This window comes from Dyella sp. 2YAF14 (assembly GCF_052114725.1).
Taxonomy (GTDB): domain Bacteria; phylum Pseudomonadota; class Gammaproteobacteria; order Xanthomonadales; family Rhodanobacteraceae; genus Dyella.
On the sequence record NZ_JBFRFH010000001.1, the window covers coordinates 401,952 to 428,803 of the forward strand.

The 26,852-nt window shown below is 64.8% G+C and carries 29 protein-coding genes; 14 read left to right on the top strand and 15 right to left on the bottom strand.

Annotated elements, in window-relative coordinates:
* Positions 1-232: 232 nt before the first annotated feature.
* The 3 genes from AB4Y82_RS01900 to AB4Y82_RS01910 are packed head-to-tail and all read left to right on the top strand — an operon-like array spanning position 233 to position 2,796.
* Entirely contained in the window at positions 233-1,150 is a 918-nt protein-coding gene (locus tag AB4Y82_RS01900) for a LysR family transcriptional regulator (protein WP_441604173.1), read from the top strand.
* Between the two features lie 59 nt (positions 1,151-1,209).
* The gene (locus AB4Y82_RS01905) at positions 1,210-1,629 is read left to right on the top strand and encodes a VOC family protein (protein WP_441604174.1); all 420 of its coding nucleotides are present in this window, start codon (positions 1,210-1,212) and stop codon (positions 1,627-1,629) included.
* 12 nt (positions 1,630-1,641) lie between these two features.
* Entirely contained in the window at positions 1,642-2,796 is a 1,155-nt protein-coding gene (locus AB4Y82_RS01910) for a calcium:proton antiporter (protein ID WP_441604175.1), read from the top strand.
* Between the two features lie 38 nt (positions 2,797-2,834).
* Here the strand turns inward: AB4Y82_RS01910 and egtD are convergent, their stop codons facing one another.
* The 5 genes from egtD to AB4Y82_RS01935 all read right to left on the bottom strand — a co-directional run bounded on the left by egtD (position 2,835) and on the right by AB4Y82_RS01935 (position 8,515).
* Positions 2,835-3,821, bottom strand: a complete 987-nt coding sequence (gene egtD, locus AB4Y82_RS01915; protein ID WP_441604176.1) for an L-histidine N(alpha)-methyltransferase — start codon at positions 3,819-3,821, stop codon at positions 2,835-2,837.
* Complete coding sequence (egtB, locus tag AB4Y82_RS01920) at positions 3,818-5,071, bottom strand: ergothioneine biosynthesis protein EgtB (protein ID WP_441604177.1); 1,254 nt, start codon at positions 5,069-5,071, stop codon at positions 3,818-3,820. Before egtB ends, egtD begins: the two co-directional genes overlap by 4 nt.
* A 246-nt stretch (positions 5,072-5,317) precedes the next feature.
* Positions 5,318-5,671 carry a hypothetical protein gene (locus tag AB4Y82_RS01925; protein WP_441604178.1) on the bottom strand — a complete coding sequence of 118 codons (354 nt, stop codon included), beginning with the start codon at positions 5,669-5,671 and terminating at the stop codon, positions 5,318-5,320.
* A gap of 127 nt (positions 5,672-5,798) precedes the next feature.
* Positions 5,799-7,994, bottom strand: coding sequence for a bifunctional 23S rRNA (guanine(2069)-N(7))-methyltransferase RlmK/23S rRNA (guanine(2445)-N(2))-methyltransferase RlmL (gene rlmKL, locus AB4Y82_RS01930; RefSeq protein WP_441604179.1), 2,196 nt, complete (start codon positions 7,992-7,994; stop codon positions 5,799-5,801).
* The gene (locus tag AB4Y82_RS01935) at positions 7,991-8,515 is read right to left on the bottom strand and encodes an alpha/beta hydrolase (protein ID WP_441604180.1); all 525 of its coding nucleotides are present in this window, start codon (positions 8,513-8,515) and stop codon (positions 7,991-7,993) included. The genes rlmKL and AB4Y82_RS01935 overlap by 4 nt, the downstream gene beginning before the upstream one ends.
* Positions 8,516-8,596: 81 nt before the next feature.
* On the opposite strand from AB4Y82_RS01935, the gene AB4Y82_RS01940 reads away from it, so the two are divergent.
* Complete coding sequence (locus AB4Y82_RS01940) at positions 8,597-9,163, top strand: N-acetylmuramoyl-L-alanine amidase (protein WP_441604181.1); 567 nt, start codon at positions 8,597-8,599, stop codon at positions 9,161-9,163.
* Here the strand turns inward: AB4Y82_RS01940 and AB4Y82_RS01945 are convergent.
* A complete protein-coding gene (locus tag AB4Y82_RS01945) occupies positions 9,153-9,410 on the bottom strand; it encodes a helix-hairpin-helix domain-containing protein (RefSeq protein ID WP_441604182.1) in 258 nt (85 codons plus the stop codon). The two genes, AB4Y82_RS01940 and AB4Y82_RS01945, sit on opposite strands and share 11 nt — an antisense overlap.
* 126 nt (positions 9,411-9,536) lie before the next feature.
* Between AB4Y82_RS01945 and tesB the strand changes: the two genes are divergently transcribed.
* From tesB to AB4Y82_RS01960, 3 genes are all read left to right on the top strand, one after another.
* Positions 9,537-10,400 (top strand): acyl-CoA thioesterase II, encoded by an 864-nt coding sequence (gene tesB, locus AB4Y82_RS01950; protein ID WP_441604183.1) that lies wholly within the window; start codon positions 9,537-9,539, stop codon positions 10,398-10,400.
* Between the two features lie 90 nt (positions 10,401-10,490).
* Positions 10,491-10,883, top strand: a complete 393-nt coding sequence (locus AB4Y82_RS01955) for a putative signal transducing protein (RefSeq protein ID WP_441604184.1) — start codon at positions 10,491-10,493, stop codon at positions 10,881-10,883.
* Positions 10,884-10,962: 79 nt separating this feature from the next.
* Positions 10,963-11,673 carry an arginyltransferase gene (locus AB4Y82_RS01960; protein WP_441604185.1) on the top strand — a complete coding sequence of 237 codons (711 nt, stop codon included), beginning with the start codon at positions 10,963-10,965 and terminating at the stop codon, positions 11,671-11,673.
* A 128-nt stretch (positions 11,674-11,801) separates the two neighbouring features.
* Here the strand turns inward: AB4Y82_RS01960 and AB4Y82_RS01965 are convergent, their stop codons facing one another.
* Positions 11,802-13,319 (bottom strand): FMN-binding glutamate synthase family protein, encoded by a 1,518-nt coding sequence (locus tag AB4Y82_RS01965; RefSeq protein WP_441604186.1) that lies wholly within the window; start codon positions 13,317-13,319, stop codon positions 11,802-11,804.
* Positions 13,320-13,437: 118 nt separating this feature from the next.
* Entirely contained in the window at positions 13,438-14,619 is a 1,182-nt protein-coding gene (gene purT / locus AB4Y82_RS01970) for a formate-dependent phosphoribosylglycinamide formyltransferase (RefSeq protein ID WP_441604187.1), read from the bottom strand.
* 145 nt (positions 14,620-14,764) lie between these two features.
* On the opposite strand from purT, the gene AB4Y82_RS01975 reads away from it, so the two are divergent.
* The 5 genes from AB4Y82_RS01975 to AB4Y82_RS01995 all read left to right on the top strand — a co-directional run bounded on the left by AB4Y82_RS01975 (position 14,765) and on the right by AB4Y82_RS01995 (position 18,219).
* Complete coding sequence (locus tag AB4Y82_RS01975; RefSeq protein WP_441604188.1) at positions 14,765-16,261, top strand: transglutaminase-like domain-containing protein; 1,497 nt, start codon at positions 14,765-14,767, stop codon at positions 16,259-16,261.
* A gap of 60 nt (positions 16,262-16,321) precedes the next feature.
* Positions 16,322-17,197 carry an SPFH domain-containing protein gene (locus AB4Y82_RS01980; RefSeq protein WP_441604189.1) on the top strand — a complete coding sequence of 292 codons (876 nt, stop codon included), beginning with the start codon at positions 16,322-16,324 and terminating at the stop codon, positions 17,195-17,197.
* On the top strand, positions 17,187-17,378 hold the full coding sequence (locus tag AB4Y82_RS01985; protein WP_121878824.1) for an Arc family DNA-binding protein: 192 nt from the start codon (positions 17,187-17,189) through the stop codon (positions 17,376-17,378). The genes AB4Y82_RS01980 and AB4Y82_RS01985 overlap by 11 nt, the downstream gene beginning before the upstream one ends.
* A gap of 92 nt (positions 17,379-17,470) precedes the next feature.
* Positions 17,471-17,674 carry a hypothetical protein gene (locus AB4Y82_RS01990; protein ID WP_441604190.1) on the top strand — a complete coding sequence of 68 codons (204 nt, stop codon included), beginning with the start codon at positions 17,471-17,473 and terminating at the stop codon, positions 17,672-17,674.
* A gap of 80 nt (positions 17,675-17,754) precedes the next feature.
* Entirely contained in the window at positions 17,755-18,219 is a 465-nt protein-coding gene (locus AB4Y82_RS01995; RefSeq protein WP_441604191.1) for a DUF1203 domain-containing protein, read from the top strand.
* Positions 18,220-18,225: 6 nt separating this feature from the next.
* On the opposite strand, the gene AB4Y82_RS02000 is transcribed toward AB4Y82_RS01995, so the two are convergent.
* A complete protein-coding gene (locus tag AB4Y82_RS02000) occupies positions 18,226-18,612 on the bottom strand; it encodes a DUF423 domain-containing protein (protein WP_441604192.1) in 387 nt (128 codons plus the stop codon).
* Between the two features lie 111 nt (positions 18,613-18,723).
* Here AB4Y82_RS02000 and AB4Y82_RS02005 point away from each other — a divergent pair, with 111 nt between their 5' ends.
* Together AB4Y82_RS02005 and AB4Y82_RS02010 are read left to right on the top strand one after the other, a co-directional pair.
* Positions 18,724-19,311 carry an SCO family protein gene (locus AB4Y82_RS02005; protein ID WP_441604193.1) on the top strand — a complete coding sequence of 196 codons (588 nt, stop codon included), beginning with the start codon at positions 18,724-18,726 and terminating at the stop codon, positions 19,309-19,311.
* A complete protein-coding gene (locus tag AB4Y82_RS02010; RefSeq protein ID WP_441604194.1) occupies positions 19,308-19,757 on the top strand; it encodes a copper chaperone PCu(A)C in 450 nt (149 codons plus the stop codon). Before AB4Y82_RS02005 ends, AB4Y82_RS02010 begins: the two co-directional genes overlap by 4 nt.
* Positions 19,758-19,871: 114 nt before the next feature.
* Here the strand turns inward: AB4Y82_RS02010 and AB4Y82_RS02015 are convergent, their stop codons facing one another.
* The 6 genes from AB4Y82_RS02015 to AB4Y82_RS02040 form a co-directional block, all read right to left on the bottom strand.
* Entirely contained in the window at positions 19,872-20,735 is an 864-nt protein-coding gene (locus tag AB4Y82_RS02015; RefSeq protein WP_441604195.1) for a cytochrome c oxidase assembly protein, read from the bottom strand.
* Positions 20,736-20,836: 101 nt separating this feature from the next.
* The gene (locus AB4Y82_RS02020) at positions 20,837-22,735 is read right to left on the bottom strand and encodes a GldG family protein (protein WP_441604196.1); all 1,899 of its coding nucleotides are present in this window, start codon (positions 22,733-22,735) and stop codon (positions 20,837-20,839) included.
* A complete protein-coding gene (locus AB4Y82_RS02025; protein WP_441604197.1) occupies positions 22,732-23,466 on the bottom strand; it encodes an ABC transporter permease subunit in 735 nt (244 codons plus the stop codon). The genes AB4Y82_RS02020 and AB4Y82_RS02025 overlap by 4 nt, the downstream gene beginning before the upstream one ends.
* Entirely contained in the window at positions 23,463-24,395 is a 933-nt protein-coding gene (locus tag AB4Y82_RS02030; protein ID WP_046970580.1) for an ABC transporter ATP-binding protein, read from the bottom strand. The genes AB4Y82_RS02025 and AB4Y82_RS02030 overlap by 4 nt, the downstream gene beginning before the upstream one ends.
* A 156-nt stretch (positions 24,396-24,551) precedes the next feature.
* Positions 24,552-25,898 (bottom strand): polyketide cyclase, encoded by a 1,347-nt coding sequence (locus AB4Y82_RS02035; RefSeq protein ID WP_441604198.1) that lies wholly within the window; start codon positions 25,896-25,898, stop codon positions 24,552-24,554.
* Between the two features lie 265 nt (positions 25,899-26,163).
* Complete coding sequence (locus AB4Y82_RS02040) at positions 26,164-26,805, bottom strand: response regulator (RefSeq protein ID WP_046970578.1); 642 nt, start codon at positions 26,803-26,805, stop codon at positions 26,164-26,166.
* Positions 26,806-26,852 lie beyond the last annotated feature (47 nt).

Here is a 26,852-nt window from a genome sequence, read left to right on the forward strand (position 1 = left end):
CCAGATCGCGATAACGCGACAACTAAATACCGAGGCTCTTGGTTCCTGCCGCGCAAGAACTACAAATAGAAACGTTCCCGCGAGCACCCGCCCCTCACCCCAACCCTCTCCCCTGCGGCGAGAGGGAGAAAGTCGCAGTCTGACGGGCACCCAAGCCAGCCGAAAGAAAGCCCACAACCAAACCCAACCCCTTGTCGTACCATCCCCCCACACTCGTTCGAAAGGCCCGAACATGTTGTCCGAAGACGAACTGGCCCTGCTGGAAGCCATTCGCGAAAGCGGCAGCCTCTCCCGCGCCGCCGCACGCCTCGGCAAAGCCCCCTCCACCATCTCGCACGCCGCCCGCCAACTCGAAACCCGCTTCGACGCCCTGTTGTTCGACCGCCGCCGCTACCGCCTGCAACTGACTCCCGCCGGCCAATTGCTCGCACTGGAAGCTGCGCGGCTGATGCAGGACGTGTCGCGCCTAAGCCGCCGCGTGAAGCAGATCGCCAGCGGCTGGGAAGACCGGCTGTGGATCGTCACCGATGAAATCATCGAGTTCGAACTCTTCTCACCCGTGATCCGCAGCTTCGATGCTCTGCAATCGGGTGTAGCCCTGCGCATGACGCACGAGGTGCTCGGTGGCACCTGGGAGGCGCTGCGCGATGGCCGTGCCGACCTCATCGTGGGCGCCACCAACGAGCCGCCGGTCATTCCGAAATTGCGCTGGTTCGAATTGGGCGTGATGGATTGGGTGTTCGCCATATCGCCGAGGCATCCGCTGGCCAAGGCTGGCGAGCCGCTGGAACGCGAAGTGGTCACGCGCCACCGCAGCGTGGTGGTGGCCGATTCATCGCGCAGCTCCGGCGGTCGCGCCTATGGCATGATCGGTGGGCAAGCCACGCTGGCGGTGCCGAGCATGGCGGCAAAGATCCATGCACAGAAAGAAGGCCTCGGCGTGGGCTGGCTGCCTCGCCAGCGCGTCGCCGGCTTGCTCAAGAGCGGCGAACTGGTGGAAAAACGCATGGCCGATCCACGCGAACCCAATGTGCTTTACGTGGCCTGGCGTGGCGACCAGGAAGGACGCGCCCTGTCGTGGTGGCTGGAACAACTGCGCCAGCCGCGCCTGGCCAAGCGACTGGTGCGCGGCATCGAAATCACCGGCTGAGCACGCCGCGTGACGCATCGTGGCAAGCTTGTTCGTGCATCGCGACCAGGAAGGTTTCCATGATCAGCAACCGCTCCATGCCGCCGGGCGTCATCATTCCCGAGCTGGCCTATCCCGATGTCCTGGCGGCCTCGGCCTGGTTATGCCGGGCGCTCGGCTTTCGCGAGCGCTTGCGCATCGGCGATCACCGCGTGCAGTTGATCTATGAGGGCACCTGCATCGTGGTCACGGAACGCGCCGATGGCGGCCACGTGGTCGATCATTCGCACGGTGTGATGGTTCATGTGGCAAATGTCGACGAGCATCATGCGCAGGCCACAGCCAACGGTGCGCGTGTGCTTCGCCCGCCTGCAGACTACCCCTATGGCGAACGCCAGTATTCGCTTGAAGACATCGGCGGCCATCGCTGGACGTTCTCGCAATCGATCGCCGATGTCGACCCTGCCAGCTATGGCGGCATACTGAGCGATACCCACTGAGCCGGAGCCATCATGACACTCGACTCGACTCTCACCGAAGAGCAGCCACTGTTGCAGCCGAAGATGTTCCTGCGCCCCGCCATTGCGTGGGCCACCGTGGCGATGTTCCTGATCTTTGGCTCGGACTGGATGCAGCACCTCAGCAACCACGCCATCGGCATCTCGCTGTTCGCGTGGCTGTTCGTGGTGATCGTATGGGGCTCGTTCGGCGTGGTGCACGAGGCGGAGGAACTGGCGGGCCTGCTCGGCGAGCCGGTAGGCACGCTGGTGCTCACGCTGTCCATCGTGTTGATCGAGGTGGTACTGATCTCCGCAGTGATGCTCGGCGCGGGCGATACGGCGACGCTCGCCCGCGACACCATGTACGCGGTACTGATGATCGTATTGAACGGCGTGGTGGGAATAGGCTTGCTGATCGGCGGCATGCGCCATCACGAGCAGGCGTACAACCTGCATGGCGCCTCCGCCTTCCTCGCGGTGATCATTCCGCTGGCGATGATCGCGCTGGTGCTGCCCAGCTTCACCGCCTCGACCCCGGACGGCTCGCTGACGCCAGTGCAGGCGGTGAGCTTCTCCATCCTCACCATCGGCCTCTATGGCTTATTCCTGTGGCTGCAGACGGGACGCCACCAGGGCTACTTCGTGGCGCCACGCTCGGACACCGACGCGATCGTGCCCGAAGAGCCTCCCGCGCCTCCGCGCCGCGCGCGCAAGGGCGAGATGGCGCTGCATCTGATCATGCTGCTGGTCAACATCCTGCCCATCGTGATTCTCTCCAAGAGCCTGGCCAAGGTGCTCGATTACGGGATCGCGGCGACGGGCGCGCCGCATGCGCTGGGCGGCGTCATCATCGCCATGCTGGTGTTCACGCCCGAAGGCATTTCGGCGCTCATCGCAATACGCCGCGACCAACTCACGCGCGCGATCAACCTGTGCCTGGGCGGCGCTGCATCGACGGTTGGCCTCACCGTGCCGGCCGTACTCGCCATCGGGCTGTTCACGGGCAAACCCGTAGTGCTCGGCCTGCCGCCGGCCAGCATGGTGGTGCTCGCTTCCACCCTGGTGCTGAGCACGCTGACCTTCTCTGGCTGGCGCACCACCATGCTCGAAGGCGCGGTGCACCTGTCGATGTTTGTGGTGTTCCTGGTGCTGGTGTTCAGCCCTTGAGAGTGTGAGCGCGCTTGTGCGCAAGCGCGCTCCATCGCTCAGGCGACGCGGGCGCCGGCGCGTACGAGATAGTAGACGGCGAACATGCCCTGCGGGTCGGTCCACTCATGGGCAATGGCGAGACCCGCCTTGCCGGCCAGCGCGGCGAAATCCTCGGGCGAGTACTTGCAGCTGTATTCCACCTGCATCGCCTCCTCCGCAGTGAAACCCACCTGCTGCTTGCCCACGCGCACCTTCTGGTCCTTGCTGCTCACGATGAAGGTTTCGATGCGGCCAGCCATCGCGTTGTAGTGCGCGCGATGACGGAACGCCGACAGGTCGAAGTCGCTGCCCAGTTCGCGGTTCAGACGCATCAGCAGGTTGAGGGTGAACTCCGCGGTGACGCCCGCCTTGTCGTTGTACGCCGCCTCGATGGTGGCGGTGTCCTTCTTCAGGTCGGCGCCGATCAGGATGCCGCCGTTGTCGCCCATCTCGCCGCGCATCTTGCGCAGCAGTTCGGCGGCGTCGCGCGCCTCGAAATTGCCGATGGTGGAGCCGGGGAAATAGATCACCGTGCGGCGCGGCGCACGCGGCGGGATCGGCAAGCGCAGCGGACGGGTAAAGTCCGCATGCAAGGCTTGCACCGGCACGCCCGGGAAGCGCTCGTTCAAGGCCTGGGTGCTGTTGCGCAGCGGCTCGGCGGAAATCTCCACCGGCACGTAGGACACCGGCGCGTGCAGATGTTCGAGCAGCATGCGCGTCTTGATCGCGTTGCCGCTGCCGTATTCGACCAGGCGCACGTCCTCGCCCAATACATCGGCGATATCGCCCGCATGCGCATCCATCAGCGCGATCTCGGCGCGCGTCAGGTAGTACTCGGGTTGCTCGCAGATCTCTTCGAACAACTGCGAGCCACGCTCGTCATAGAACAACCAGGAGGGCAATCGCTTGGGCTGCGCGCGCAGCCCGCGCTGCACGATGCCGAGCAGGTCGTCGACCGGTGGGCGGCGGTCATCGTCGCGGATATCGAAAGCTTGCACACTCATCGGTCCTGTCCCAGGCGTATCCCCATGAACTGCCAGCGGGCATGGGGAGGAAAGAAATTCCGGTACGTCGCACGTAGGTGTTCGCGGGGCGTCGCGCAAGAGCCACCGCGCAATACCCACTGTCCGTTCATGAATTTGCCGTTGTATTCGCCCAGCGCGCCAGCCAGCGGCCGGAAGCCGGGATAGCTCACATAGGGTGAGGCCGTCCATTCCCAGACATCGCCAAAAATCTGGAGCAGGCCGTCCCCGCCCTTCGCTGCTTGGGGATGGAACGACGTGGTATCAAGTAGGTTGCCCTGCACCGGCAAGGTGGCAGCCGCACTTTCCCACTCCGCTTCGGTGGGCAGGCGCATGCCGGCCCAGCGCGCAAACGCGTCGGCTTCGAAGTAGCTGATATGGCTCACCGGCGCATTCGGGTCGATCGCCTGCACGCCGGCCAGGGTGAATTCGCTGGCGAGATCTTCCTGCCAGTAGAACGGCCGCTGCCATTGTTCGCGGCTTATGGTGTCCCACCCTTCGGACAACCAAAGCGAGGGCTCCTCATAACCGCCGTCGTGCACGAAGGCCGCGTACTCGGCATTGGTCACCGGCCGGTTCGCCAGCGCATGCGGCTGCAACAGGCTGCGGTGCCGTGGCGATTCGTTGTCGAACGCGAAACCGCCGCCGCGGTGGCCGATCTCCACGATGCCCTCCTGGCCCGCGATGAAGCTCATGGGCACCGAGGTCGTCGCCGACGACGAGCTCAGCGGAGCGGTGTAGGCAGGCAGCAGCGGGTTGATGAAAAACGCATGCTTGATGTCGGTGAGCAATAGCTCCTGGTGCTGCTGTTCGTGCTCCAGCCCCAGTTCAATGATGCCCATCGTGGTGGCGTCCACATCCCGCGACAGCCAGTCGCTGACCGCCTCGTCCACCTTCGCGCGGTAGTCGCGTATCTGCGCGACGCCCGGGCGCGAGAGCAGGCCGCGGCGCGGGCGGGCGTGCATCGGACCCACACTCTGGTAGTAGGAGTTGAACAGGTAGTTCCACTCCGGATGCGGCGACCGGTAAGCCGGATCGCGCTCGAGCACGAAGCGTTCGAAGAACCAGGTGGTGTGCGCAAGATGCCACTTCGCGGGGCTGGCGTCCGGCATCGACTGCACCATCATGTCTTCGGGGGTGAGCGACGCACACAAGGCCATGCTGCGGGAGCGGATTCTCCGGAATCGCAGCGTCAGCGCCTCGGCTTGCGCGGCCGAATGCGCCAAGGTCATCGGGGCCTCCGGGAGGCGGTCACGGGGCCGTCGGACATGCCAGAGATTTTATGAAGACTCATACCGCGATCATTGCGCCGTGACATACGTAAACGATGCCGGACAGAACGTTCAAACGGTGTGATGTGAAGATGGCGAAACGTTGAAAAGTGCGCACCCGCGATGCTCCTTTGGTATCGCCACTGCCACAAAAAAGAAACCCGGCGCCAGGCCGGGTTTCTTCCGTATCAACGAACGCCTGCGCGATCAGTGACCGTAGTAGCGGTAGCCGCCGCGATTGTAGTAGCCGCGGTCGTGGTAACCACCGTGATGGTAGTAGCCGCCATGGCCACCCACCACGACGCCTACGGCCGGGTAAACCACCGGGCCACCGTAGACGGGACCGCCGTAGACGACCGGAGCCGGCGCGTAATACACCGGCGGAGGCGGTGCGTACACCACCGGGGCCGGAGCGTAATAACCCACGCCAACGGCCGGCAGACCGATGCCCACGTTCAAGCTGACGTGGCCCGCGAACGCCGGGGCAACGGCGACACAGCCAACGATCATGGCCGCGGCCACTGCAACGCGCTTGATGGTGGAAATCTTCGTCTTATTCATGAGTTTGTCTCCCAAGGGAGGCTTGATTCCGACAGAAGGATTGGACGTTGCCTTCTATCGCTCTTTGCCGGGATCAATGCTGTGACTTTTGCGCTGAATCCGGACTGAGTAGAAAGCGTGAAAATGCTTAACGCCTGGCCTTGTTCCTGACGTGGTTCACACTCTCGCCCCAAGGCGATTCCTGGGGATGCAGGCGCAGCAGCCAGCAGCCGTGGATATCGGACCGGCGGGTGAAATCAAACGGGATGCTGGGGGCACTCCAGTCCTCGATGATGAACCGTTCAGCCAGCGCCTCATGGTTCAGCTTGAAGCGGCGGAAGTTGTTCGAAAACACGATCACGCCATCGCTGGAAAGACGTTCCGCGCAAGCCAGCAGGAGCTGGGCGTGATCGCGCTGGACATCGAAGTCTTCCGCCCGCTTGGAGTTGGAGAAGGTCGGCGGGTCGACATAGATCAGCCCGTAGCGTTCCTTGTCCTGCTTGAGGAAGCTCATCGCGTCTGCCTGCATCAGGCGATGCTTGCCGCCGGTGAAGCCATTGAGCGCAAGATTGCGCGACGCCCAGTCCAGGTAGGTGGCCGACAGGTCCACGCTAGTGGTATCGCGCGCCTCGCCCGCCGCCGCATAGACGCTGGCCGTCGCCGTATAGGCAAACAGGTTGAGGAAGCGGCGGCCCGAGGCCAGCTCGCGGAGCTTGCCGCGCACCAGCCGGTGGTCGATGAACAGGCCGGTGTCCAGGTAATCGGTAAGGTTGGCAAGGAAGCGCAGGCCGCCTTCGGCCACCTCGATGAACTCGCCACGCTGGTCGAACTGGCCGTACTTGGAGCCGCCCTTGCCGCGCTCACGCGTCTTCAGCGCAATGCGGTCGCGCGGGACGCCCAGCACTTCGCCGGCCACGCGCACGATCTCGCGCAGGCGGTGGCGTGCCGTTTCGACGGGGATCTCGGCCGGTGCCCGGTACTCCTGGATGTGCAGCCAGGGCTCCGCGCCTTCCCTGCCGTAGACGTCGATGGCGGCCGCGTATTCGGGCAGGTCCTGGTCGTAAGCGCGCCAGCAATGGATGTCTTCGCGGTCAAGGCGCTTGCGCAGGTTGCGCAGGTTCTTTTCGAGGCGATTGCGCAGCATCTGCGCGCCTTCGGAAAGCGGCTTCACTTCGCGCGGGGTCTCGCTGCGCGCGTGCAGTTCAAACACCAGCAGCTGCGTTTCCAGGGCGCCGTTGTAGAGCGCGTATTTCTTTTCGGCGCGCAGCGGGATCGCCTGCCCCAGTTCCGCATCGCCTGCCAGCACGGCGGCGCGCCAGCCGGCAAAGCGCTCGCGCAGGGTTTCGCCCAGGGCGCGGTAAAGGCGCGGCATTTCCACGCGGTCGCCCAGACGCTCGCCGTACGGCGGGTTGGTGATCACCAGTCCGCGCGTATAGCCCGGCGGCGGCGACACATGGGTGGCGTCGTGCTTGTCTAGCGTGAGGAAGCCGGCGACGCCCGCTTCCTGCGCATTGCGCTTGGCCGTCTGCACCATGCGCGAATCCGCATCGCTGCCGAAGAAGCAGCTACGCAGGGAACGCAGGCCCGCTTCGGCACGCTGGCGCGCGTCATCGAGCAGGCTGCGCCAGACGGCGATGTCGTGCTGCGCCCAGCCCAGGAAACCGTAGTACTCGCGGTGCAGGCCAGGTGCCACATCCGCGGCCATCCAGGCGCCTTCGACCAGCAGCGTGCCCGAGCCACACATGGGATCGAGCAGCGCGCCGCCTTCGGCATAGATCTCCGGCCAACGCGCGCGCAACAACATCGCAGCGGCCAGGTTTTCCTTCAGCGGTGCTTCGCCCTGCACTTCGCGCCAGCCACGGCGATGCAGCGGCGAGCCGGCCAGGTCGAGCGACAGCGTCGCGCGGTCACGGCGCAGGCGAAGATTGATGCGCACGTCCGGCTCGTCGGTATCCACAGCGGGGCGCGAACCATCGCGCTGGCGGAACTGATCGACCACTGCGTCTTTCACGCGCTGGGCGATGAACTGGCTATGGGTGAGCTTGCTCTGCGCCGAATTGGCGTCGACCGCCAGGGTGGCGTGCGAGGCGAGGTGCTTTGACCAGTCGATCGCCTGCACGCCCGCGTAAAGCGCGTCGTCCGTGGCGGCGTCGAAGTCGGCCAGCGGCAATAGCACACGGCTGGCCAGGCGCGACCACAGGCAGGCCCGGTAAGCGGTCTCCAGCGTGCCGGCGAAATGCACGCCGGCCAATGCCTCGCGCACGTCTTCGGCGCCCAGCGCCACCAGTTCGTCGCGCAGCAGGTATTCGAGGCCCTTGGGGCACGTGGCAAAGAAAGCGCTCATGCGGCCGCCAAAGAAGTAAGGAACAAGCCGAACTGGTCGACGATGCGATCGACGCTGTCGCTCAGGCGGTGGTCGTCATCGACCACGATCAGAGGCAGTCGACGGCGGGCGGAGAAGCTGATCACCCCTTCGGGCGGGCAGACGTCATCGCGCCAGCCGTGGTAGAGCAAGGTGGGCACGCCCTCGGCCAGATCGAATGCCTGGCGGTAGCCGGGGATCTCGCTGGGCGTCGCCAACAGGAACAGGCCGGCCACCGGGCGCTGCAACGAGGCCAGGCCGGACACGAAGGAACCCATGCTGGAACCGACCAGGATCGGCGGCGCGTCGAGCGTATCGATGGCCGCCAGCAGACGCTCCACGCGCGGAGCCACCGAACCCGCGTAGCCCGGCAGGTCGTCGCTGCGATAGTCCGGACGCTGGGTTTTCCAGCCCAGGGACTCGGCGAAGCCGGCCAGCACGCTGACCTTGGTGGCGTCCGGACCGGAATCCGAACCGTGCGAAAGAATGATCTGGCCGCGCATCGCGGTCTCCACTACTGCGTCCATCTGGCCGCGCATGGTAACAGGCGACGTCCCGGCCCACCGTCGCTAGACTGCCAGCCCATGCCTCTGACCATCACAGATCAGCCCCTCCCCTACGTCTCCCTGCTGCCAGAGCGTCCCGCTGACGCGGTGGAGATGGTGGTCATCCACTGCACCGAACTACCCGATCTGGCCACGGCCCGCGAGTACGGCGAGCGTGTGCTCTATGACAGCGGCGCGGGCGCCAGCGGGCATTACTACATCGACCGCGACGGCAGCATTTACCGCTATGTGCCAGGCACCCGCGTGGCCCACCACGTGCGCGGCCACAACCCGTATTCCATCGGCATCGAACTGGTGAACCTGGGTCGCTACCCGGAGTGGTGGGATTCCCGCCGCCAGACCATGACCGAGCCCTACCCGCCTGCCCAGCTCGCCGCGCTGCGTGCCCTGCTGGCCCAGCTGAGGCAGGACTTCCCTCGCCTGCAGCTGATCGCCGGCCACGAGCAGCTGGACACGGACCGTCTGCCGGCCACCGACGATCCGGCCCTGGATGTGCCGCGCAAGCTCGATCCAGGCCCGCTGTTCCCCTGGGCCGAGGTGCTGGAAGGCAGTGGGCTGACCCGATGGACCCCGCCTAACGGCTAGACGTCAGCGGGGGCGAATGGCGAGCCAGCGCCACGGCCAGCATCACGGCGACGCGCGCCTGCGGGCTGCTGCGCCAACAGGTGGCGCCCAGCAGGGTGCTGATCTGCAGGAGCACGTCGTCGACCTCAACGCCGGCGAGTTGGTCCAGCGTGCTGATGCCGATCTGCTCCAGGCGGGATACCACCGCCAGGCCAACGCCTGGCACATCCAGCAGGCATTGGCGTTCCCAGTCTGAAAAGTGTTCCATCACCGCCCCCTTGGTCGTGGAGCGATGAATACCGTCGGCGCTATCCGCCCGTCTGCCAGCCCTTCCCGATCGCGACGGTCGGCGCGTCGCTATAATTCCCGGCCACCTATACCGAGCCTGCTCTCCATGACGGAAAACCACGTCCGCGAACTCGTCGACCTGCTCGAACTGGAGCGTCTGGAGGACAACCTGTTCCGCGGCCAGAGCCGGGACATCGGTACGCATTTCGTGTTCGGCGGCCAGGTGCTGGGCCAGGCCTTGTCTGCCGCCCAGCGCACCGTGGATGCCGATCGCGAAGCCCATTCGCTGCACGCCTATTTCCTGCGCGCGGGCGACATCAAGGCGCCCATCGTCTACAACGTGGAGCGCACGCGCGACGGCGGCACGTTCTCCTCCCGCCGGGTGGTGGCGATCCAGCACGGCCAGCCCATCCTCAACGGATCGATTTCCTTCCAGGTGCCGGAGACCGGCTTCGAGCATCAGTCCTCGATGCCCGAAGTGCCCATGCCCGAGGACATCGAGCCGATGCAGGCCGTGCCGCCGGAGCAGCTGACCAAGCTGCCGGAGAAGCTGCAGCGCTGGCTGGGCGTGGATGCGCCGTTCGAATTTCGCCATGTCTGGCCGCAGGACAAGCTGCATCCGACCAAGCGGCCGCCGATCCAGCACATCTGGTTCCGTCTTACCGCGCCGGTCAGCGATTCGCCGATGCTGCAGCGCTCGCTGCTGGCCTATGCCTCGGATTTCAACCTGATCGGCACGGCCACCCTGCCGCACGGCATCTCCTACTACACGCACAACGTGCAGATGGCGAGCCTGGACCATGCGCTGTGGTTCCATCGCCCGTTCCGGGTGGACGAGTGGCTGCTCTACTCGTTCGACAGCCCGACCGCCCAGGGTGCCCGCGGTCTGGCCCGCGGCCAGATATTCACCCGCGACGGCGAGCTGGTCGCATCGACCGCCCAGGAAGGCCTGATCCGCCTGCGCGGCTGAAGGGCCGCATCACCGTAGTAATATCGGGCTGGCCCTTCCCCGCGGCCAGCCATTCCCGTACCTGCCCGCCCGGCGAACCAAGGTTTCCTTATGCGTCAGCTCTATACCTCGCCCCGCCAGGAAAACATCGACCGGGTTGCCAAGCTCCTCAAGGAGCAAGGCATCGAGTGCACCATCGAAAACCGCTCGAACTACAACCGCGGGACCTACCAGCGCTTCAGCTATACCCAGCGTCAGGAGAACCGGGATAACTGGGCCCAGGTCTGGGTGACCCGGGCGGACGACTACACCCGGGCCCGCGCCCTGCTCAAAGAGCTGGGCATCGAGCCGGTGGTCCGGCACGCGGAGGAGCTGGCCCTGGCCCGCAACGCCACGCCGGACATGAAGCGCCAGGGCATGGCCAACCGGGTGCGCCGCATTGTCATGTTGGCGGTAGCGGGTGCCTTTGTGGTCCTGATGCTCCGGTATATGGGCGTCATCTGACACCGATTCGGCTCAGCCAATCGCCATATCAGATTTCCCCTACTGACACAGTGACGTGGACCGGACATAGAATCAGGCCATGCGCTCTGACCGTGTCCGCCTCTTCCAAACCCTGCCGCACGCCTGCGGCTACTTTGCCGAGCGCACGGCACAGAACCTCGTGATCGATCCGGCCGCGCCGCAGCTGGACCAGCTCTATGGTCCGGCGCTGGAGCGTGGCTTCCGCCGCGCGGGCGGACACCTCTACTACCCCTACTGCACCAGTTGCCGCGCCTGCACGCCCTGCCGCATCGACGTGGAGCGGTTCACGCCGGATCGCAGCCAGCGCCGCTGCCTCAAGCGCAACGAGGATGTGCAGGTGGTCGAATCGATGGCCGGCTACAACGCCGAACGCCACGCGCTCTACGAACGCTACCTGCGCCAGCGCCATCCCGGCGGCGGCATGGACGAGGCGGACGCCAGCGATTTCCGCCGCTTCCTCACCGCGCCGTGGAGCCCGACCATGTTCCTGGAATTCCGCCAGGGCTCGCGCCTGCTCGGCGTGGCGGTGACGGACGTTTGCCAGCAAGGGCTTTCRGCCGTCTACACGTTCTACGAGCCGGAGGAAACGTCGCGAGGCCTGGGCACCTTCGCGATCCTGCAGCAGGTCGCGCTGGCCAAGCGCCGCGGCCTGCCGTGGATTTATCTCGGCTTCTGGATCGCCGGCCATCCGAAGATGGACTACAAGCGCAAGTTCCGCCCGATGCAGATACGTACCAGCGAAGGCTGGACGGAGATGGCGGAAGGCTGAGGCTGGCGTTGCCTCTCTCAAACCCTGTGGGAGCGCACCCTGTGCGCGACAAGCTGACGGAGCGATGCGCCGCAGCGTGACAGTCGCGCACAGGGTGCGCTCCCACAGGTGTGGCGACTTTGTCGCGATTACGCCTGCGTCGCCCTCGGCACCACCGGATACGGATACAGCTTCACCAACGGTACCGAGATGCCGTCATCCCCCACCACGCGACAATGCGTGCGATTGAGCTGCCGCGGCTCATCGACACCGCAACTGTGCGCGATGATGCCGACCTCGTGCATCAGGTTGGTGGCGTAGTTGGCCACGCGCTCGCTCTTGTCGGCGACCACCAAGCCACGCTGCAGCTTTGGATTCTGCGTGGTCACACCCGTGGGGCACGTATTGCGGTTGCACTGCAGCGACTGGATGCACCCCAGCGACAGCATGAAACCACGCGCCGAATTGACGAAGTCCGCGCCCATCGACAACGCCCACGCCACGTCGTACGCGGTGATGCACTTGCCCGAACAGATCACCTTGATGCGTTCGCGTACGCCTCGCACCACCAGCAAGTCGACCAGTGCGGGCAAGGCCTCGTGCAAGGGCAGGCCCACGCCTTCCATCAAGGTTTGCGGCGCGGCGCCGGTGCCGCCTTCCGAACCGTCGACGATGATGAAGTCTGGTGCGTGTTCGATGCCGCGCTTGCCGATCTCGTCGCATAGATCCGCAATCCATTCCACGCCGCCAAACACCGCCTTGAAGCCGACCGGTTTGCCGGTGAGCTCGCGGATGTGATGGATCGCATCCATCAGCTCCTGCACGTTGCCGATGTCGAGATGACGGTTGGGACTCTGCGAATCCTGTCCCACCGGGATGCCGCGAATCGCAGCGATTTCCGGCGTTACTTTCGCGGCCGGCAATAATCCGCCCATGCCCGGTTTGGCGCCCTGGCCGAGCTTGATGCTGACCATCTTCACCTGCGGGTGCGCACAGATATCCAACAGCTTGTTGTCGTCGAGTTTGCCGTCGGGCGTGCGCACGCCGTACTTGGCCGTGCCGATCTCGAAGATGATGTCGCAGCCGCCTTCCAGGTGGTACGGCGCGAGACCGCCCTCGCCCGTGTCCATCCAGATGCCGGCTTTTTTCGCGCCGCGAGACAACGCACGCACGGCCGGCGCCGACAAAGCGCCGAAACTCATCGCCGAGATGTTGAAGAACGCGGCATGCGAATACGGTTCGCGAGAATAAGGGCCCAGCGTCACCGGCAGCGGATCGACGTGTTTTTCGCCCAGCGCGGGAAATGGCGCATTGACGAAAAACGGCACGCCCTCGCCACGCAGGTCGCGCGTGGAACCGAAGCTGTTGGTGTTGTCCACGTTCTTGGCCGCGCGATACACCCAGGTGCGCTGAGCACGGTTGAACGGCAGTTCTTCGCGATCGCTGGAATACAGGTACTGGCGGAAAAATTCACCCAGGTGCAGAAACCAGTAACGGAAGTGGCCGATCACCGGGAAGTTGCGCAGCACGGAGTTGCTGGTCTGGTTGCGGTCGACCAGCCAGACCACTGCGATGACCACGACCAGCAGCGCCAGCAGCACGAGGAACAGGGCGGCGAAAGTTTCCACCATCACCACCAGCCAATGGGCGAAGCCTGTCGGTTGCATCAATGTCTCCGTATGTTCGGCGTCTTGCAGGTCATCCATGCGGGGCTGGCACGATCTCCGGCACCCGCGACTCGTTCAACGATACAAGCGTATTCCTTTCACGCCATGCGCGAGGGCGTCAAAACGTAACGCGGATGAACTTGGCAGCGCGGATCGCTTTTGCCTTCGCGGCCTCCACATCTTCGTCGCGTGCCAGCGTCACCGCCATGCGACGACGGCCCTTCACGGCCGGCTTGCCGAAGATGCGCAGCTGGGTGTCTGGCTCCTGCAAGGCGTCGGCCAGCCCGTGGTACTGGGGCGCCTCGCCCTCGCCTTCCACCAGCACGGCGCACGATGCCGACGGACCCAGCTGGCGGATCACCGGAATCGGCAGCCCAAGGATGGCGCGCGCGTGCAGCGCAAACTCCGAAAGGTCTTGCGATATCAGCGTCACCAGTCCGGTGTCGTGCGGACGCGGGCTCACCTCCGAGAAGATGACGCTGTCGCCCTTCACGAAAAACTCCACGCCAAACACGCCCCAGCCGCCCAGCGCGCCGGTGATCGCCGCCGCCTGTCGCTGCGCCTCCTCCAGCGCGGCCGCGCTCATCGCCTGCGGCTGCCAGGATTCGCGATAGTCGCCGTCTTCCTGGCGATGGCCGATAGGTGCGCAGAAACTCACCCCATCCTTGTGTCGCACGGTGAGCAAGGTGATTTCGTAGTCGAAATCGACGAAGCCCTCGACGATCACGCGTCCCTTGCCGGCGCGACCGCCCGATTGCGCGTACTCCCAGGCGTGCTGCAACTCGCCAGCCTGGCGCACCACGCTCTGGCCCTTGCCGGAGGAGCTCATCACCGGCTTGATCACGAACGGCAGGCCGATGCTGGTTGCGGCGTCCTGGTACTCCGCTTCGGTGTCGCAAAACCGGTAGCGCGACGTCGGCAGCTTCAGTTCCTCGGCGGCGAGGCGGCGGATGCCTTCGCGGTCCATGGTGAGCCAGGCGGCGCGCGCGGTGGGAATGACGCGCAGGCCTTCTTTCTCCAGCTCGATCAGGGTGGGGGTGTGGATGGCTTCGATCTCCGGTACCACGAGATCGGGCTTTTCCTTTTCGATCAGCGCGCGCAGTGCGGCACCGTCCAGCATGTCGATGACGTGGCTGCGATGGGCCACCTGCATCGCCGGCGCGTTGGCATAACGATCCACGGCGATCACCTCGACCGCGTAGCGCTGCAACTCGATCGCCACTTCCTTGCCCAGTTCGCCCGATCCCAGCAGCAACACCCGCAGCGCATGATCGGAATAAGGCGTGCCAAAGGGCTTCATCGATGTCTCCGCGGAGGTGGCAAAGAACCATTGTAGACGGCAGCTCGCGCGATCGCGCGCGACTGCTTCGTCATCACGCAAATTCCATTGACGAAACACACGGACCGGCATTGACTGTAGGTGCACCGTCCCCACGGAGCGACCTATGCGCTACTGGCTTGCCGCGCTATGGATGGCATTCGCGCTGAGCTCTCCCCCTGTCGCCGCCGCCGGGGCGATGGAGAGCGGGCCCACCAGCAACACGACCTGGATGACAGTCATGCTGGCCGGCCGTCGCATCGGCCATCTGCGGATCGATCGCGTCAGCGACGGCAAGATCATTACCACCACGCAGGACCTGCAGATCGAGATCAACCGTTCCGGCCGCACCGTGCCGATGGCGGTGCTGACCCGCAGCGTGGAGACCCTCGACAGCCAGCCGCTGGGCTTTTATTCGCGCAGCACGCTTTCCAGCTCGGACAGCATCGTCGACGGCCAGCGCCAGGCCGATGGCCGCTACGCCATCACCACCACCGTGGCCGGACTAGCCAAGCAATCGACGCTGGCCTGGCCCACGGGTGCCCTGCTGAGTGATGGACAGCGACAAGCCATGGCTGGGGCGGCCAGTCGCCCGGGGCACTACGCGTTGAACTTGTTTGATCCGGCGAGCCAGGACGTGGCCACGGTGGACATCGAGGTGCTGGGCAACGAGCGCGTGTCGCTGCCCGATGGCGCTGAGGTCCTGAACCACCAGCGCGAAGTACTGCAGACGCCCCGCGGCGTTCAACGCATGGACCTGTGGGTCAATGCACGAGGCGAGACCCGCAAGGGTTCGCTGCAAATGCTCGGCCATCCCCTGGACATGCTCGCCTGCAGCCAGGCCTGTGCGCTGGCCCCGGTGCAGGACATCGACATGCTGCGCGCCTCCATGGTGGATTCGCCGCAGGGACTCTCATCGTCCATGCGCGCGGGCTTCCTGCGCTACGTCATCCACGTCACCGACGGCGATGCGCAGCCCCTGATCAGCACGGACGAACAACGCGTCACCTCGCTGGGGCATGGCAACTGGCTGGTGGATGTGGGCAACCCCGTCGCGGGCGGCCAGCCGGCGCCGGTGCCGGAAGACACGCAGCCCAATGCCTGGGTCCAGTCTGACGCACCGCCGATCCGCAAGCTGGCGGCGCAGGCGGTAATCGGGGCCGAAGACGATCTGCAGAAAATGATCCAGCTGCGCGATTTCGTCAGCGCCTATATCCCGCCCCATAGCCGCGACATCGGCTACGCGTCCGCCATGGAGGTGGTACGGGAGCGTGCGGGCGACTGCAAGGAACACGCCGTGCTGCTGGCGGCGCTGGCCCGCGCCGAACATATCCCCGCCCGCGTGGTGACCGGCATGGTCTATGCCGACCGCTACGCCGACAGCTCGCGCGTGTTCGTGCCGCACGCCTGGGTGCAGGCCTGGGTGCACGGGCGCTGGCAGAGCTTCGACGCTGCCCTTGGGCACTTCGACAGCACCCATATCGCGCTGGACAGCGGCGACGGCGATCCCTGGCACTTCTTCAACCTCGCCAACTTGTTCGGACAGATGCGCATTGCCCAGATCGGCACCGCGCCGGAGCAGACCGCGGCCACCATGAGCGGCACAGTCGCCACACGAGATTGACCCCTCCTTGAATTAGATATCATTTTGATATCTAATTGCCGCTCCCAGGGAGGAACCCCCATGAACGAACAGCAAGGCTTTTCGACCGCCGGCATCCCCACGGTCTTCTTCGTGCTACTCCTCGGCGCCCTCGGCCTGGCGCTGGAAGGCTACGGTCTGGTGCACGAGGCACCGGTCGTCGTCGCGATCGGCCTGGGCATCGCCATCCACCTGCTCGCCGGCTTCATGGCCAAGGGCTTCTTCCAGGTGGCCCCGAACGAAGGCCAGGTGCTGCAGTTGTTCGGCAAATACCACGGCACCGTGCGCGAGGAAGGCCTGCGCTGGACCAACCCGTTCTGCAGCCGCCGCCGCGTCTCGCTGCGCGTGCGCAACTTCGAAAGCAGCAAGCTCAAGGTCAACGATAGCGACGGCAATCCCATCGAGATCGCTGCCGTGGTGGTGTGGGAAGTGATCGATACGGCCGAAGCGGTGTTCTGCGTGGACGACTACGAGAACTTCGTGAACATCCAGAGCGAATCGGCTTTGCGCCAGATGGCCCAGAACTACCCGTACGATGCGCACGACGACGGCAAGCCTTCGCTGCGCAGCCACGGCGAGGTCATCAACAATCACCTGCGCGATGAAATCCAGGCGCGCCTGGAAAAAGCCGGCGTGCACGTGATCGAAGCGCGCATCAGCCACCTCGCCTATGCCCAGGAAATCGCCCAGGCCATGCTGCAGCGCCAGCAGGCCAACGCCATCGTGGCCGCGCGCGAACGCATCGTGGAAGGCGCTGTAGGCATGGTGGCGATGGCGCTGGACAAGCTCAAATCGCAGGGCGTGGTGGAGCTGGACGAAGAGCGCAAAGCCGCCATGGTCAGCAACCTGCTGGTAGTGTTGTGCGGCGATCGTTCCACGCAACCGGTGGTGAATGCCGGCACACTCTATGGCGGTTGAGAAAAAGGCTTATCCACTGCGTATCAGCGCTGCCGTGCTTGAAGCCATGCAGCGCTGGGCCGACGATGATCTGCGCAGCGTCAACGCGCAGATCGAATTCGTACTGCGCGAGGCCTTGCGCAAGCAGGGCCGCCTCAAGCGCGAGGCGTCCGAACCTGTACAGGATGACGACACCGATTGAAGTTGGCGGCCAGCGGCGTTTATCCCGCTTCGACGCAGCCTGCACGACACCGGCGCTACTTTCGTCGCTTCAGTGACGTCCGGAGAACCGCCATGGCCGAGAGCCAAACCTATCGCCTGCTGCCTGACGGCCCGGTGCTGTGCGAAACCTGCTCCAGCACAGGCGAGAGCGTGGAAATGGAACGCTACGATCCGCTGCCCGCCGAAGCGCAGCGGTGGTCGCAGGAACAGCGCACGGAACTGCAAAGCTACCGTTGCCCGGAGTGCGAAGGCGTGCAGGTGTTTCGCGTCGACTGAGCCAGCAGGCGCAAGAATCGGATGGCCGGAAAGGCTTGATCGCGCGACGCTGGGAGCCGTCCAATCCCAGGAGCTCCGTCATGCATTTCCGTCTTTCCGGCCTGCCCGCCGAACCGTTTGCCGAACTGTTTTCGCTGTCCGACGAAGCTCTAGCCCAGCGCCAGGCCATGCGCGTGGTGGCCGATCAGCCCCACGGCTATCCGTGCCGCATCAGCCTTACCGATGCCGAACCCGGGCAGCCGCTGGTCCTGCTCAACTATGAACACCAACCGGCCAACTCGCCGTTTCGTTCGACCCATGCGATCTACATCCGCGAAGGCGAACAACAATACGACCGCATCGATGAAGTGCCCGATCAATTGCGTCGCCGGCTGCTCTCGGTGCGCGGGTTCGACGAGCAAGGCATGTTGCGGGACGCCGACGTGGCCCAGGGCACGGCGCTGGAACCGCTGATCGAGCGCTTGTTTGCCGATCCGATCGTCGCCTACCTGCATATCCACATGGCGCGCCCCGGTTGCTACGCGGCGCGCGTGGATCGGGCCTGACTTTTTTCAGGCAGCGTCGCGGCCGGCCCGGGTAGACAGCGCGACGCCAAGCGCGATCCAGCCCACGATAAAGGCCACGCCGCCCAGCGGCGTGATCGCCCCGAACCACCGCGGCGCACCCAGCGCCAGCGCGTAGAGGCTGCCGCTGAACACCACGATGCCGCTGGCGAAAGCGGAGACGGCGACCCGGCGTGCGCGCCCCTTCGCCGTCATCACGGCGAAGGCGAGCGCGAGCGCATGCCAGAAGTGGTAGCTCACCGCCGTATGCCACAACTCGCTGCCGCGGGCATCCAGCACGTCACGCAGCGCGTGCGCACCGAACGCCCCCAGGATCACGGCGCTGGCGCCGGCCAGGCCGACCAGCACGCCTGTCGCATAGGCAGGTTGTCGCATGCGCATAGCTCCTCGGTTCGCCGCCATCCGGGCGGGCGGCCAGTGTCGTATGCTGCCCGGATGATTCCTATCGATTCTCGCACGAAGCGTTGTCGCACCCGCCGGTGGCTGATGCTGCTGATGCTTGCCGTCGGCACCTGCTTGCTGGCCGGCTGTCATCGCGACGACAACATCGAATGGCGACTCACCAATGTCACCGGCCACATGCCGGACCTCGACTTTCAGCTGGTCGACGACCACGGCAAGAAAGTCTCTGGCCAGGACTTCCGCGGCAAGGTGGTGCTGTTGTATTTCGGCTACACGCACTGCCCCGATGTCTGTCCGCTGACGCTCGCGCAACTGCACGTAGTGATGCAGCGTCTTGGCCCCTTGGCCGATGGCGCGCGCATCCTGTTCGTGAGCGTCGACCCCGCACGTGATACGCCCGAGATCATGCATGCCTACGTCAATGCGTTCGATCCGCGCGCGGTCGGCTTGTCCGGCACGCCGCGCGAGATCGAAGCGCTGAGCAAGCGCTATCGATCCGCCTTCACCCGCGAGCCTGATCGTGCCGACGGCCAGTATGAAGTGAGCCACAGTTCGGCCATCTATCTGTTCGATGACCAGGGCAAGGCACGCCTGCTGTCCACGCCCAACAACACGCAGGACGAAATGGTTCACGACCTGCATCTGCTGCTGAGTCCGGGATCATCGTCATGAGTCGTCGCATCACCCTGCCCTTGCTGGTTGCCAGCCTGCTGCTGACCACCGGCGTCGGCGCCACCGAAGCGGAACACATCCGCGCCAGCGGTGCATGGATTCGCGTGCTGCCCGGCGATCTTCCCGCCGGCGCTTACGTGGTGTTGGAAAATACCGGCGACCAGGCGGCCAGCCTGCGCGGGGCACATAGTTCGCGTTATGGCGAGGCCATGCTGCACCAGAGCAGCGGCGCGGGTGGCGTCAATCGCATGGCGATGGTCGATGAGCTTGCCATCCCGGCTCATGGGAAGGCTGAGCTATCGCCTGGCGGTTACCACTTGATGCTGATGAAGGCTGCTGCGCCGGTAACGATTGGCGAAAAGGTCAAAGTGACGCTTACCTTCGGTGACGGCAGCACGCTGGATGCCGATTTCGTGGCGCGACCGGCCAACGCCACCGGCGGATAAAACTCGCCCCACCACCTGTGGGAGCGCACCCTGTGCGCGACAGGTTCGGCAGCCGAGCGCTTGGAGGCTTCGCAAGCCCCGAGTCGCGCACAGGGTGCGCTCCCACAGTGAGGGTTATTGCTGTGCTGTTGCGGCAGATCGCCGAGACGGCCACGGCTTGCGCCGAATTCGCCCGCTGCGTGAGAGCCGCAACCATTGGCGCATCGCCAGCAGCCCACCGATGGATTCGATCAAGGCCGCCGGCACCCACATGATCACGCCGCCCACCAGCTGCGCGGTGAGCACGTTGAAAGTGAAGGCGCGGCCGCAGATTTCGAAGATCGGATAAAGGTCGGTCTTGGAGAAGGTGACGATGGCGCCGGCCAGGATCTGCGGCGTCATGGTGATGCCAGGCGACAGCACGCGGATGCCCGGCGTCATGCGGCCCGGTGGACGCGGCCGATGGTCGAGAACCAGCCACCAGTAGGTGAATCCGCTGGCCAGCATCGACCAGTTCATGAAGCGATAGATGCGCCAATCGAGCATGGCGAGCGTCTGCATCGACGGGATCAGCCAGACCAGGATGAACGCGACGAACAGCACCGTGGCCACCGCCGGGTTGCACCACACCGCACTCGCCATACGCCACGGCGCCGAACGCCGGATGGGATGCAGCAGGCGCAGGCGCCATGCGAACGGCAGGCCTTTGTGCAGCACCGTGCCGGGATACGAGGCAATGATCAGCAGGGGCGCCAGATGGTGCAGCAGGATCTGCTGGATGCGATGCATGAAGAACTCATGCTCGAAGAAGTAATCCAGATAGGTGTGCAGCGACACATAGATCAGCGCCATGCCCGTCCAGAACGACAGGCGGCGGCCAAAGCTCACCGGCAGGCGACGGCAGCCGCGCACATACAGCACGCAGCAGGCGATAAAGCCGAGCAGGAACACCCAGGAAAACTCCCAGGGCACGATCCACTTGAGCACGCTATCGATCATCGAACGTACCGGACCGTATCAGTGGCGACCAGCCATCATACGCGCCGTCCCGGACGCATCCACGGCAAGCGGCTGCGACACTTCAGCACTGCCTGTCACCTTCACGCGCGCCGCCTGCTGCGCCGCGAGCGACGCCAGCCATAGAGCAGGCCGATCACCGTCACCAGCGCCGGGATCAGCACGATATTGATGAACTTCAGGCGCAGGCCGAGCGCGTCGATCTCGGCGTTGAACTGGTGCTGCACATCGCGCAATTCCTTGTTGATCGCCAGCTGGCGCTGCAGGAACTGTTCGATCTCGGCGCGCTGCTCGGGACTGGCGGTGTCGCCCCGCCCTGCCGCCTTGGCCGGCTGCAGTTCGCTCAGGCGGGTACGCGTGACGGCAAGTTCGCGTTGCAGCTCCTGCTTCTTGGCCAGGTATTTCTGGTCGGCCGCGCTTTGCAAGGCGAGCACGCGCGTGAAGGGCCGCTGCGAACTCACCCGGCCATGGATGGAGAGCAGCGCCGAGGAACCACTGAGGTTATCGGCGATATTGGTGATCAGGTCGCCGTTGTTGGCGATCGCGCTCAACTGCGGCTGGCCCAGCAGGCTTTGCGCGTACGACACCCACAGGCGATCGCTCAGCAGGTCGGTATCAGCCACCAGGATCACTTCCGCATTGCCGACGCCCGGCACGTGCCCCTTCTGGCCGGCGCGTTCCGGGAAGGCGCTGGGAAACTGTCCGCGCACGCGTGCGGCGATCACATAGTGCAGGTTGTCGGGCTTGTAGTTGTCCAGCAGCCCGGCCGGGTTGTTGAGCGACTCGCGCACGCGCTCGCTCGACACCACCTCGGCATCCGTCGTCGACTGCATCAGTGGCTGCAGGCGCGAGGTGGTGCCCGGCGCGAGGTCGAAATAACCCACGCTGGACACATTGATGCGCTGCAGGCTCGCTGTGGTCACGTCATCGTGGTTGAGCTCCTGCTGGCCCAGGCCGAGCATTGCCGGATGGCTCATGGAGCTATTGTCGGCCAGTTCGATGCGCAGCGCGCGCGAACGGTCGAGCACCACTTTTTGCGGATCGTATTGCACGCCCCAGGCATCGAACAGGCGCGACAGATTCGAGTTGTGGTCGTCGGTGACGCCGCTGCTGTCGATGAACGGCGTGTTGTCCATCTCGGCCACCGGGTCCACGAACACCACCAGATGACCGCCGTTGAGCACGTATTGATCGATCGCGTACAGCGCATCGGCCGGCATGTGCTTGGGATGGATCACCAGCAACGCCTTGATGTCGGCGTCGATGTGGGTCAGCTTGCTCGGGTCGAACGACTTCACGTCGAACTGCTGGCCCAGCTGACGCATCACGGCCCACGGCTCCTCGCCGATCACCGGATTGCCCTGCACCGGCAGGCTGCTGATCACGCCGATATGCGGCTTGGACGGCTGGTCCAGCTCGTACAGCAGCTTGGCAATGTCGTATTCGAGGAAGGTTTCGCGCGATGGATCGAACAGCGCAATCGACTGCACCTTGGTGGGCAAGTGCGTCTCGCCGTCGCCATCGCCGTCCGCGTTCGAAGGCAGCGTGCTGCCCACCAGGCCGAAAAACACGCGCTCGCCGTTGGTGCCGCCGCTGATGGGCGACAAGCCATAGCCTTCCGCGCTGGCCTCGTCATCGGAATACGGCACGGGGTCGACAATCTGCAGGCGCAGGCGGCCATGCGCGCGCGCCACCATCTCCTGCAACATCTCGGCCACGCGCTGCTCATAGCTGCGCAGCTGCGGCAGGTCGCGCGTGGCATGGCTGGAGAAATAAAGCGTCAGGCGCAGCGGCGCATGCAGCCCATCCACGATATGCACGGTGCCCGGCGTCAGCGTGTAGAGCTTGTCCGAGGTAAGGTCGATGCGCCCCATGCGCCAGCGGCTGCTGGCAAGCACGAAAGTCACGAACACGATCGCCAGCAGCACCAGGGCCGCCGACAACACGGCGCGACGACTGAAATGGATGCGCCGCATGCTCATGGCGTCCTTTTCAGGTCGAGCGTGAGTACGCCGGCGATGAGCCAGGCAGCCATGCTCGCCACGAAGTACAACAAGTCACGCAGGTCGAGCACGCCACGCGAGATCGCTTCGAAGTGACGCACCATGCTCAAGTGCGCGAGGCCGTTCACCAGCTTGCGCGGCAACGCGCCCTGGAAAAACTCCATCACCTGCGGCTGCCCCACCAGGATCAGCAGGAAACACACCACCAGGGTCAGCACAAAGGCCACCACCTGGCTCTGCGTCACGGCGGACAAAGACGCGCCGATGGCGAGGAACGCCCCGGCCATCAGCCAGCTGCCGATATAGCCGGCGAGGATCACGCCGTTGTCAGGCGAGCCGAGATAATTGACGGTGATCCAGATCGGCAAGGTCAACACCAGCGCCAATCCTATGAACAGCCACGCGGCGAGGAACTTGCCCAGCATCGCCTGCGCCAGCGTCAACGGCAGGCTCATCAGCAATTCCAGCGTGCCGCCCTTGGCTTCTTCGGCCCACATGCGCATCGACACGGCAGGCACCAGCACCAGATAAAGCCACGGATGCATCACGAAGAAGGGCTGCAGGTCCGCCTGATTGCGTTCGTAGAAATCGCCCGCGTAAAACGTGAGGATGCCCGACAGCACCAGGAAGATCACCAGGAACACATACGCCACCGGCGTCACGAAATAGCTGCGCAGCTCACGGCGTGTCACCGCTGCGATCGGACTCATTCGCGGTTCTCCGCGCCGGTGGTGATCTGGCGGAACACTTCGTCGAGTCGGCCGCGTTCGAGCTGGATCTCCGACACTTCGAGCCCTTGCTGACGCAGCAGCGTCTCCACCGGTTCAAGGATGCGTTCACCCGGACGCGGAAACACGGTGATGCGACCGTCCATCGGATCGACCTCGATCGAGGACACCTGCGGCAGCCGCCCAAGCATTTCCTGCGATACGCCGCTGCCCGGCGCGCTGAAGGACACAGCGCCGTGATAGCGCGAGCGCGATTCGAGCTCGGCCGGCGTGGCATCCACCATCAGGCGGCCGTTGGCGATGATCACCACGCGATTGCACAAGGCGTGCACTTCCTCCAGCAAATGCGTGGAGATCAGGATGGTGCGATCGCGCGCCATCTGGTCGATCAGCTGGCGCACCGTGTGCTTCTGGTTGGGATCCAGACCATCGGTGGGCTCGTCGAGCATCAGCACCTGCGGGTTGTGCACGATCGCCTGGGCCAGGCCCACGCGGCGCTTGAGACCCTTGGACAAGGTATCGATGCACTGGTCGAGCACGCTCTCCAGTTGCAGCCCGCCAACCACGCGATCGAAGCGCCGCGAGCCCTCGTCGCGCTGCAAGCCACGCATGCGGATGATGAAGGACAGAAATTCGCGCACGGTCAGCTCGCCATAGCTAGGCGCGCCCTCCGGCAGATAGCCCAGCGCGCGCTTGGCCTTCAGCGGCTCCTTGCGCACGTCGTAGCCGCACACGCGCGCCGTGCCCGAGCTGGGCTCGAGGAAGCCCGCGATCATGCGCATGGCGGTGGTCTTGCCGGCGCCGTTGGGGCCCAGCAGCCCGAGCACCTGGCCCGGTTCGGCGCGGAAACTCAGCGAGTCCACCGCCGTGAGGGCACCATAGCGTCGAGTGAGCAGTTCGGTTTCGATCATGTCCTGTGGAGTCAGTCGCGTGCAAGTGCTGCGCGCATGGCTGCGGGATCGACCCGCACTGTAACCGAAAGTTCGCCCGGCCCGGCCCGCGCAGGGCCTGAAAATGAAAAGGCCCTTCCGAAGAAGGGCCCTTTCGAAGCTTGCCGCCGGAGCGACTTACTTGCCGGCGCTGGCGGCGCTGGCCGGAGCGGCGGTGCTGGACGAGGCCGGAGCCTGGTCGCTGCCGGTGTCGTCGAGCGACGGCGGCTTGATGCCCGCAGCCTGTTCCGGGGTCTGGTCCGGAGCCCAGCTCAGCGGCAGGTACACGTCGAACTCGGCGTACTGCGTGACCTGGTCGCCCTGCTTCACTTCCGGCTTGGCTTCGATGTCGTAGAAGCGATTGGTCACTTCGTCGAACTTGTAGCCGTGGGTCTGGGCATAGGCCTTCATCAGGTCGCGGGTCTGCGGCACGCCAGCGGCGGTACCGTTCCACACGGCCTTGAGGGCCGGGCCACCGAAGGCCAGATAAGCACGCACATCGTTGTCGACGATCAGGCGGCCGAAGCGGTCATGACCACCCGGAGTCGTGTCGCCGGCGGTGCTGCTCGCATCGGCGCTGGTGCTGGCCGCGGCGGCGTTGAGGTCCGGCGCCTTGGCGGCCACCAGCTCGACGGTCTGGCCGGCAACGTTCAGGCTCGTCGCGCTGATCGGCATGGCCACGTCGAACGAGTAGTTCTGGTCGCCGTAGTTGGTGGTGTAGATGATGCGCGGACCGGTGGTGGTCACGCCCAGCTTCTTGGCGGCGGCCTGGATCTGGCCAATCGCCTTGTCCGTCGCGTCATTGAGGGCCTCGAGGCCACCCTTGCGCTCGATCGAGGAGGACACCATCAGCACCGGCGTGGGCTGGGTCTGCTCGATGTACGGGATCAGCTTGGTGTAGTCCACGTTCTGGACCGCAGCCAGCACGTTCTGCAGGTTGTTCAGGCTGAACTGGATGAAGGCATCCGGGTCGCCATGAATGTACAGATTGGAATAGCGGTTGATCAGGTTGAAGCCGTAGTCGACGTCATACGACCAGGTCACCTTGGTCAGCTGACCGCGGCTGCCGTTGCGCTCCAGATCAAGCGTGAAGTGCTTGTCGTTGCCGCGCCAGTCGTTGTCGACGTTCCACACGATGGTGGACTTCTTGGCGGTCGAGTCGACCTTGTCGAAGCTCGGATCAGCGGAGGCGATGGTGAACTTGCCGTTGCCGACCTTGCCGTCATCGCTGGCCCAGCTGATTTCGGCGCCCGGGCCATAAGCCTTGCCCGAGAAATCAAACTTGATATTGCGGTCGTACTCGCGCTGCACGGAATACTCCGGGAAGCGGCGGAAATTGTTGAGCACGTCGTAGACCTGACGCATGTCCTTGCCAACGACCAACGACCGTTCGACATGGCCGCTGCCAGGCATCACCACGCCCACGACCACCGCCACGACGATGACGATGATTAGGGCAACAATAAACTCAAGAACACGCATCATTCCAGGATTCTCCGCACGTCTCTTCTGGTACACGGCACAAGGGCAGCCGCCGGAGACCGGCCCGCCACGGGAGATTCCCGAAGAATCACTGCCTGAACGGGGGTCGGCCAGCGCCGAAGTTTCCGATACTACTTGCTCCGGCGTCCAGCCGTAAAGACTGCCTGACACGGGGCTTCCAGACGCCTGCGAATGGCGTCCGGCAAGGCTCCGCAAGGATTCAGAGCCGGTTTGCGACCTCCGCTAGGTGAAGATCGCAAACAGGCTCTCAGACGATGCCGAGCTCCAGCGCCTTGAGCACCGCACGCGTGCGGTCGCGCACGCCCAGCTTGGAAAGAATGTTGGAAACGTGGTTTTTCACCGTTCCCTCCGCCACTTTCAAGGAGTTGGCGATCTCCTTGTTGCTGTAGCCGCCCGACAGCAGGCGCAGGATTTCCGTCTCGCGCTCGGTCAGCGGGTCGGGCTGTTCCAGGCTGGTGAACTGGTTCTGCATGCGGCCGACGCCGGCCAGCAGGCGCTGGGTGACCATGGGCGCCACCAGCGAACCGCCGGCAGCCACGGTGCGCACGGCCTCCACCAGTTGTTCCAGCGAGACGTCCTTGAGCAGATAGCCGCGGGCGCCGGCCTTGAGGCCTTGCAGCACGAGCTGATCGTCATCAAAGGTGGTGAGGATGATGGTGGGCGGCAATTCATTGCGGGCGGACAGCGCCTGCAGCACTTCGAGCCCGCTCATGTTGGGCATGCGCAGGTCCAGCAGCACCACGTCGGGCCGGATCCGCGGGATGTCCTGCACGGCCTGGGCGCCATCGGCGCATTCGGCCACCACGCGGATGTCCTCGGCCAGGTCCAGCAGTGATCGGACACCCTGGCGTACCAGGTTCTGGTCGTCAACGAGACAGACGGAAATCATCGCGGATCCTCGAAACGTAGGTGGCCGGCGTGCGATGCCCGCGGCCA

Excerpts from the sequence above, each read along its gene's own strand:
- AB4Y82_RS01900 (WP_441604173.1), top strand. The coding sequence starts at position 233 with ATGTTGTCCGAAGACGAACTGGCCCTGCTGGAAGCCATTCGCGAAAGC.
- AB4Y82_RS01955 (WP_441604184.1), top strand. The coding sequence starts at position 10,491 with ATGCGTCAGCTCTATACCTCGCCCCGCCAGGAAAACATCGACCGGGTT.
- AB4Y82_RS02020 (WP_441604196.1), bottom strand. The coding sequence starts at position 22,735 with ATGAGCATGCGGCGCATCCATTTCAGTCGTCGCGCCGTGTTGTCGGCG.
- AB4Y82_RS01995 (WP_441604191.1), top strand. The coding sequence starts at position 17,755 with ATGCATTTCCGTCTTTCCGGCCTGCCCGCCGAACCGTTTGCCGAACTG.
- egtD (WP_441604176.1), bottom strand. The coding sequence starts at position 3,821 with ATGAGTGTGCAAGCTTTCGATATCCGCGACGATGACCGCCGCCCACCG.
- purT (WP_441604187.1), bottom strand. The coding sequence starts at position 14,619 with ATGAAGCCCTTTGGCACGCCTTATTCCGATCATGCGCTGCGGGTGTTG.
- AB4Y82_RS01980 (WP_441604189.1), top strand. The coding sequence starts at position 16,322 with ATGAACGAACAGCAAGGCTTTTCGACCGCCGGCATCCCCACGGTCTTC.
- AB4Y82_RS02030 (WP_046970580.1), bottom strand. The coding sequence starts at position 24,395 with ATGATCGAAACCGAACTGCTCACTCGACGCTATGGTGCCCTCACGGCG.
- AB4Y82_RS01925 (WP_441604178.1), bottom strand. The coding sequence starts at position 5,671 with ATGAATAAGACGAAGATTTCCACCATCAAGCGCGTTGCAGTGGCCGCG.
- tesB (WP_441604183.1), top strand. The coding sequence starts at position 9,537 with ATGACGGAAAACCACGTCCGCGAACTCGTCGACCTGCTCGAACTGGAG.
- AB4Y82_RS02035 (WP_441604198.1), bottom strand. The coding sequence starts at position 25,898 with ATGATGCGTGTTCTTGAGTTTATTGTTGCCCTAATCATCGTCATCGTC.
- AB4Y82_RS01945 (WP_441604182.1), bottom strand. The coding sequence starts at position 9,410 with ATGGAACACTTTTCAGACTGGGAACGCCAATGCCTGCTGGATGTGCCA.
- AB4Y82_RS01935 (WP_441604180.1), bottom strand. The coding sequence starts at position 8,515 with ATGCGCGGCCAGATCATTCTTTCGCACGGTTCGGATTCCGGTCCGGAC.
- AB4Y82_RS02025 (WP_441604197.1), bottom strand. The coding sequence starts at position 23,466 with ATGAGTCCGATCGCAGCGGTGACACGCCGTGAGCTGCGCAGCTATTTC.
- AB4Y82_RS01905 (WP_441604174.1), top strand. The coding sequence starts at position 1,210 with ATGATCAGCAACCGCTCCATGCCGCCGGGCGTCATCATTCCCGAGCTG.
- rlmKL (WP_441604179.1), bottom strand. The coding sequence starts at position 7,994 with ATGAGCGCTTTCTTTGCCACGTGCCCCAAGGGCCTCGAATACCTGCTG.
- AB4Y82_RS02010 (WP_441604194.1), top strand. The coding sequence starts at position 19,308 with ATGAGTCGTCGCATCACCCTGCCCTTGCTGGTTGCCAGCCTGCTGCTG.
- AB4Y82_RS02015 (WP_441604195.1), bottom strand. The coding sequence starts at position 20,735 with ATGATCGATAGCGTGCTCAAGTGGATCGTGCCCTGGGAGTTTTCCTGG.
- AB4Y82_RS01990 (WP_441604190.1), top strand. The coding sequence starts at position 17,471 with ATGGCCGAGAGCCAAACCTATCGCCTGCTGCCTGACGGCCCGGTGCTG.
- AB4Y82_RS02040 (WP_046970578.1), bottom strand. The coding sequence starts at position 26,805 with ATGATTTCCGTCTGTCTCGTTGACGACCAGAACCTGGTACGCCAGGGT.
- AB4Y82_RS01910 (WP_441604175.1), top strand. The coding sequence starts at position 1,642 with ATGACACTCGACTCGACTCTCACCGAAGAGCAGCCACTGTTGCAGCCG.
- egtB (WP_441604177.1), bottom strand. The coding sequence starts at position 5,071 with ATGACCTTGGCGCATTCGGCCGCGCAAGCCGAGGCGCTGACGCTGCGA.
- AB4Y82_RS01985 (WP_121878824.1), top strand. The coding sequence starts at position 17,187 with ATGGCGGTTGAGAAAAAGGCTTATCCACTGCGTATCAGCGCTGCCGTG.
- AB4Y82_RS01965 (WP_441604186.1), bottom strand. The coding sequence starts at position 13,319 with ATGCAACCGACAGGCTTCGCCCATTGGCTGGTGGTGATGGTGGAAACT.
- AB4Y82_RS02005 (WP_441604193.1), top strand. The coding sequence starts at position 18,724 with ATGCTGCTGATGCTTGCCGTCGGCACCTGCTTGCTGGCCGGCTGTCAT.
- AB4Y82_RS01940 (WP_441604181.1), top strand. The coding sequence starts at position 8,597 with ATGCCTCTGACCATCACAGATCAGCCCCTCCCCTACGTCTCCCTGCTG.
- AB4Y82_RS01975 (WP_441604188.1), top strand. The coding sequence starts at position 14,765 with ATGCGCTACTGGCTTGCCGCGCTATGGATGGCATTCGCGCTGAGCTCT.
- AB4Y82_RS02000 (WP_441604192.1), bottom strand. The coding sequence starts at position 18,612 with ATGCGACAACCTGCCTATGCGACAGGCGTGCTGGTCGGCCTGGCCGGC.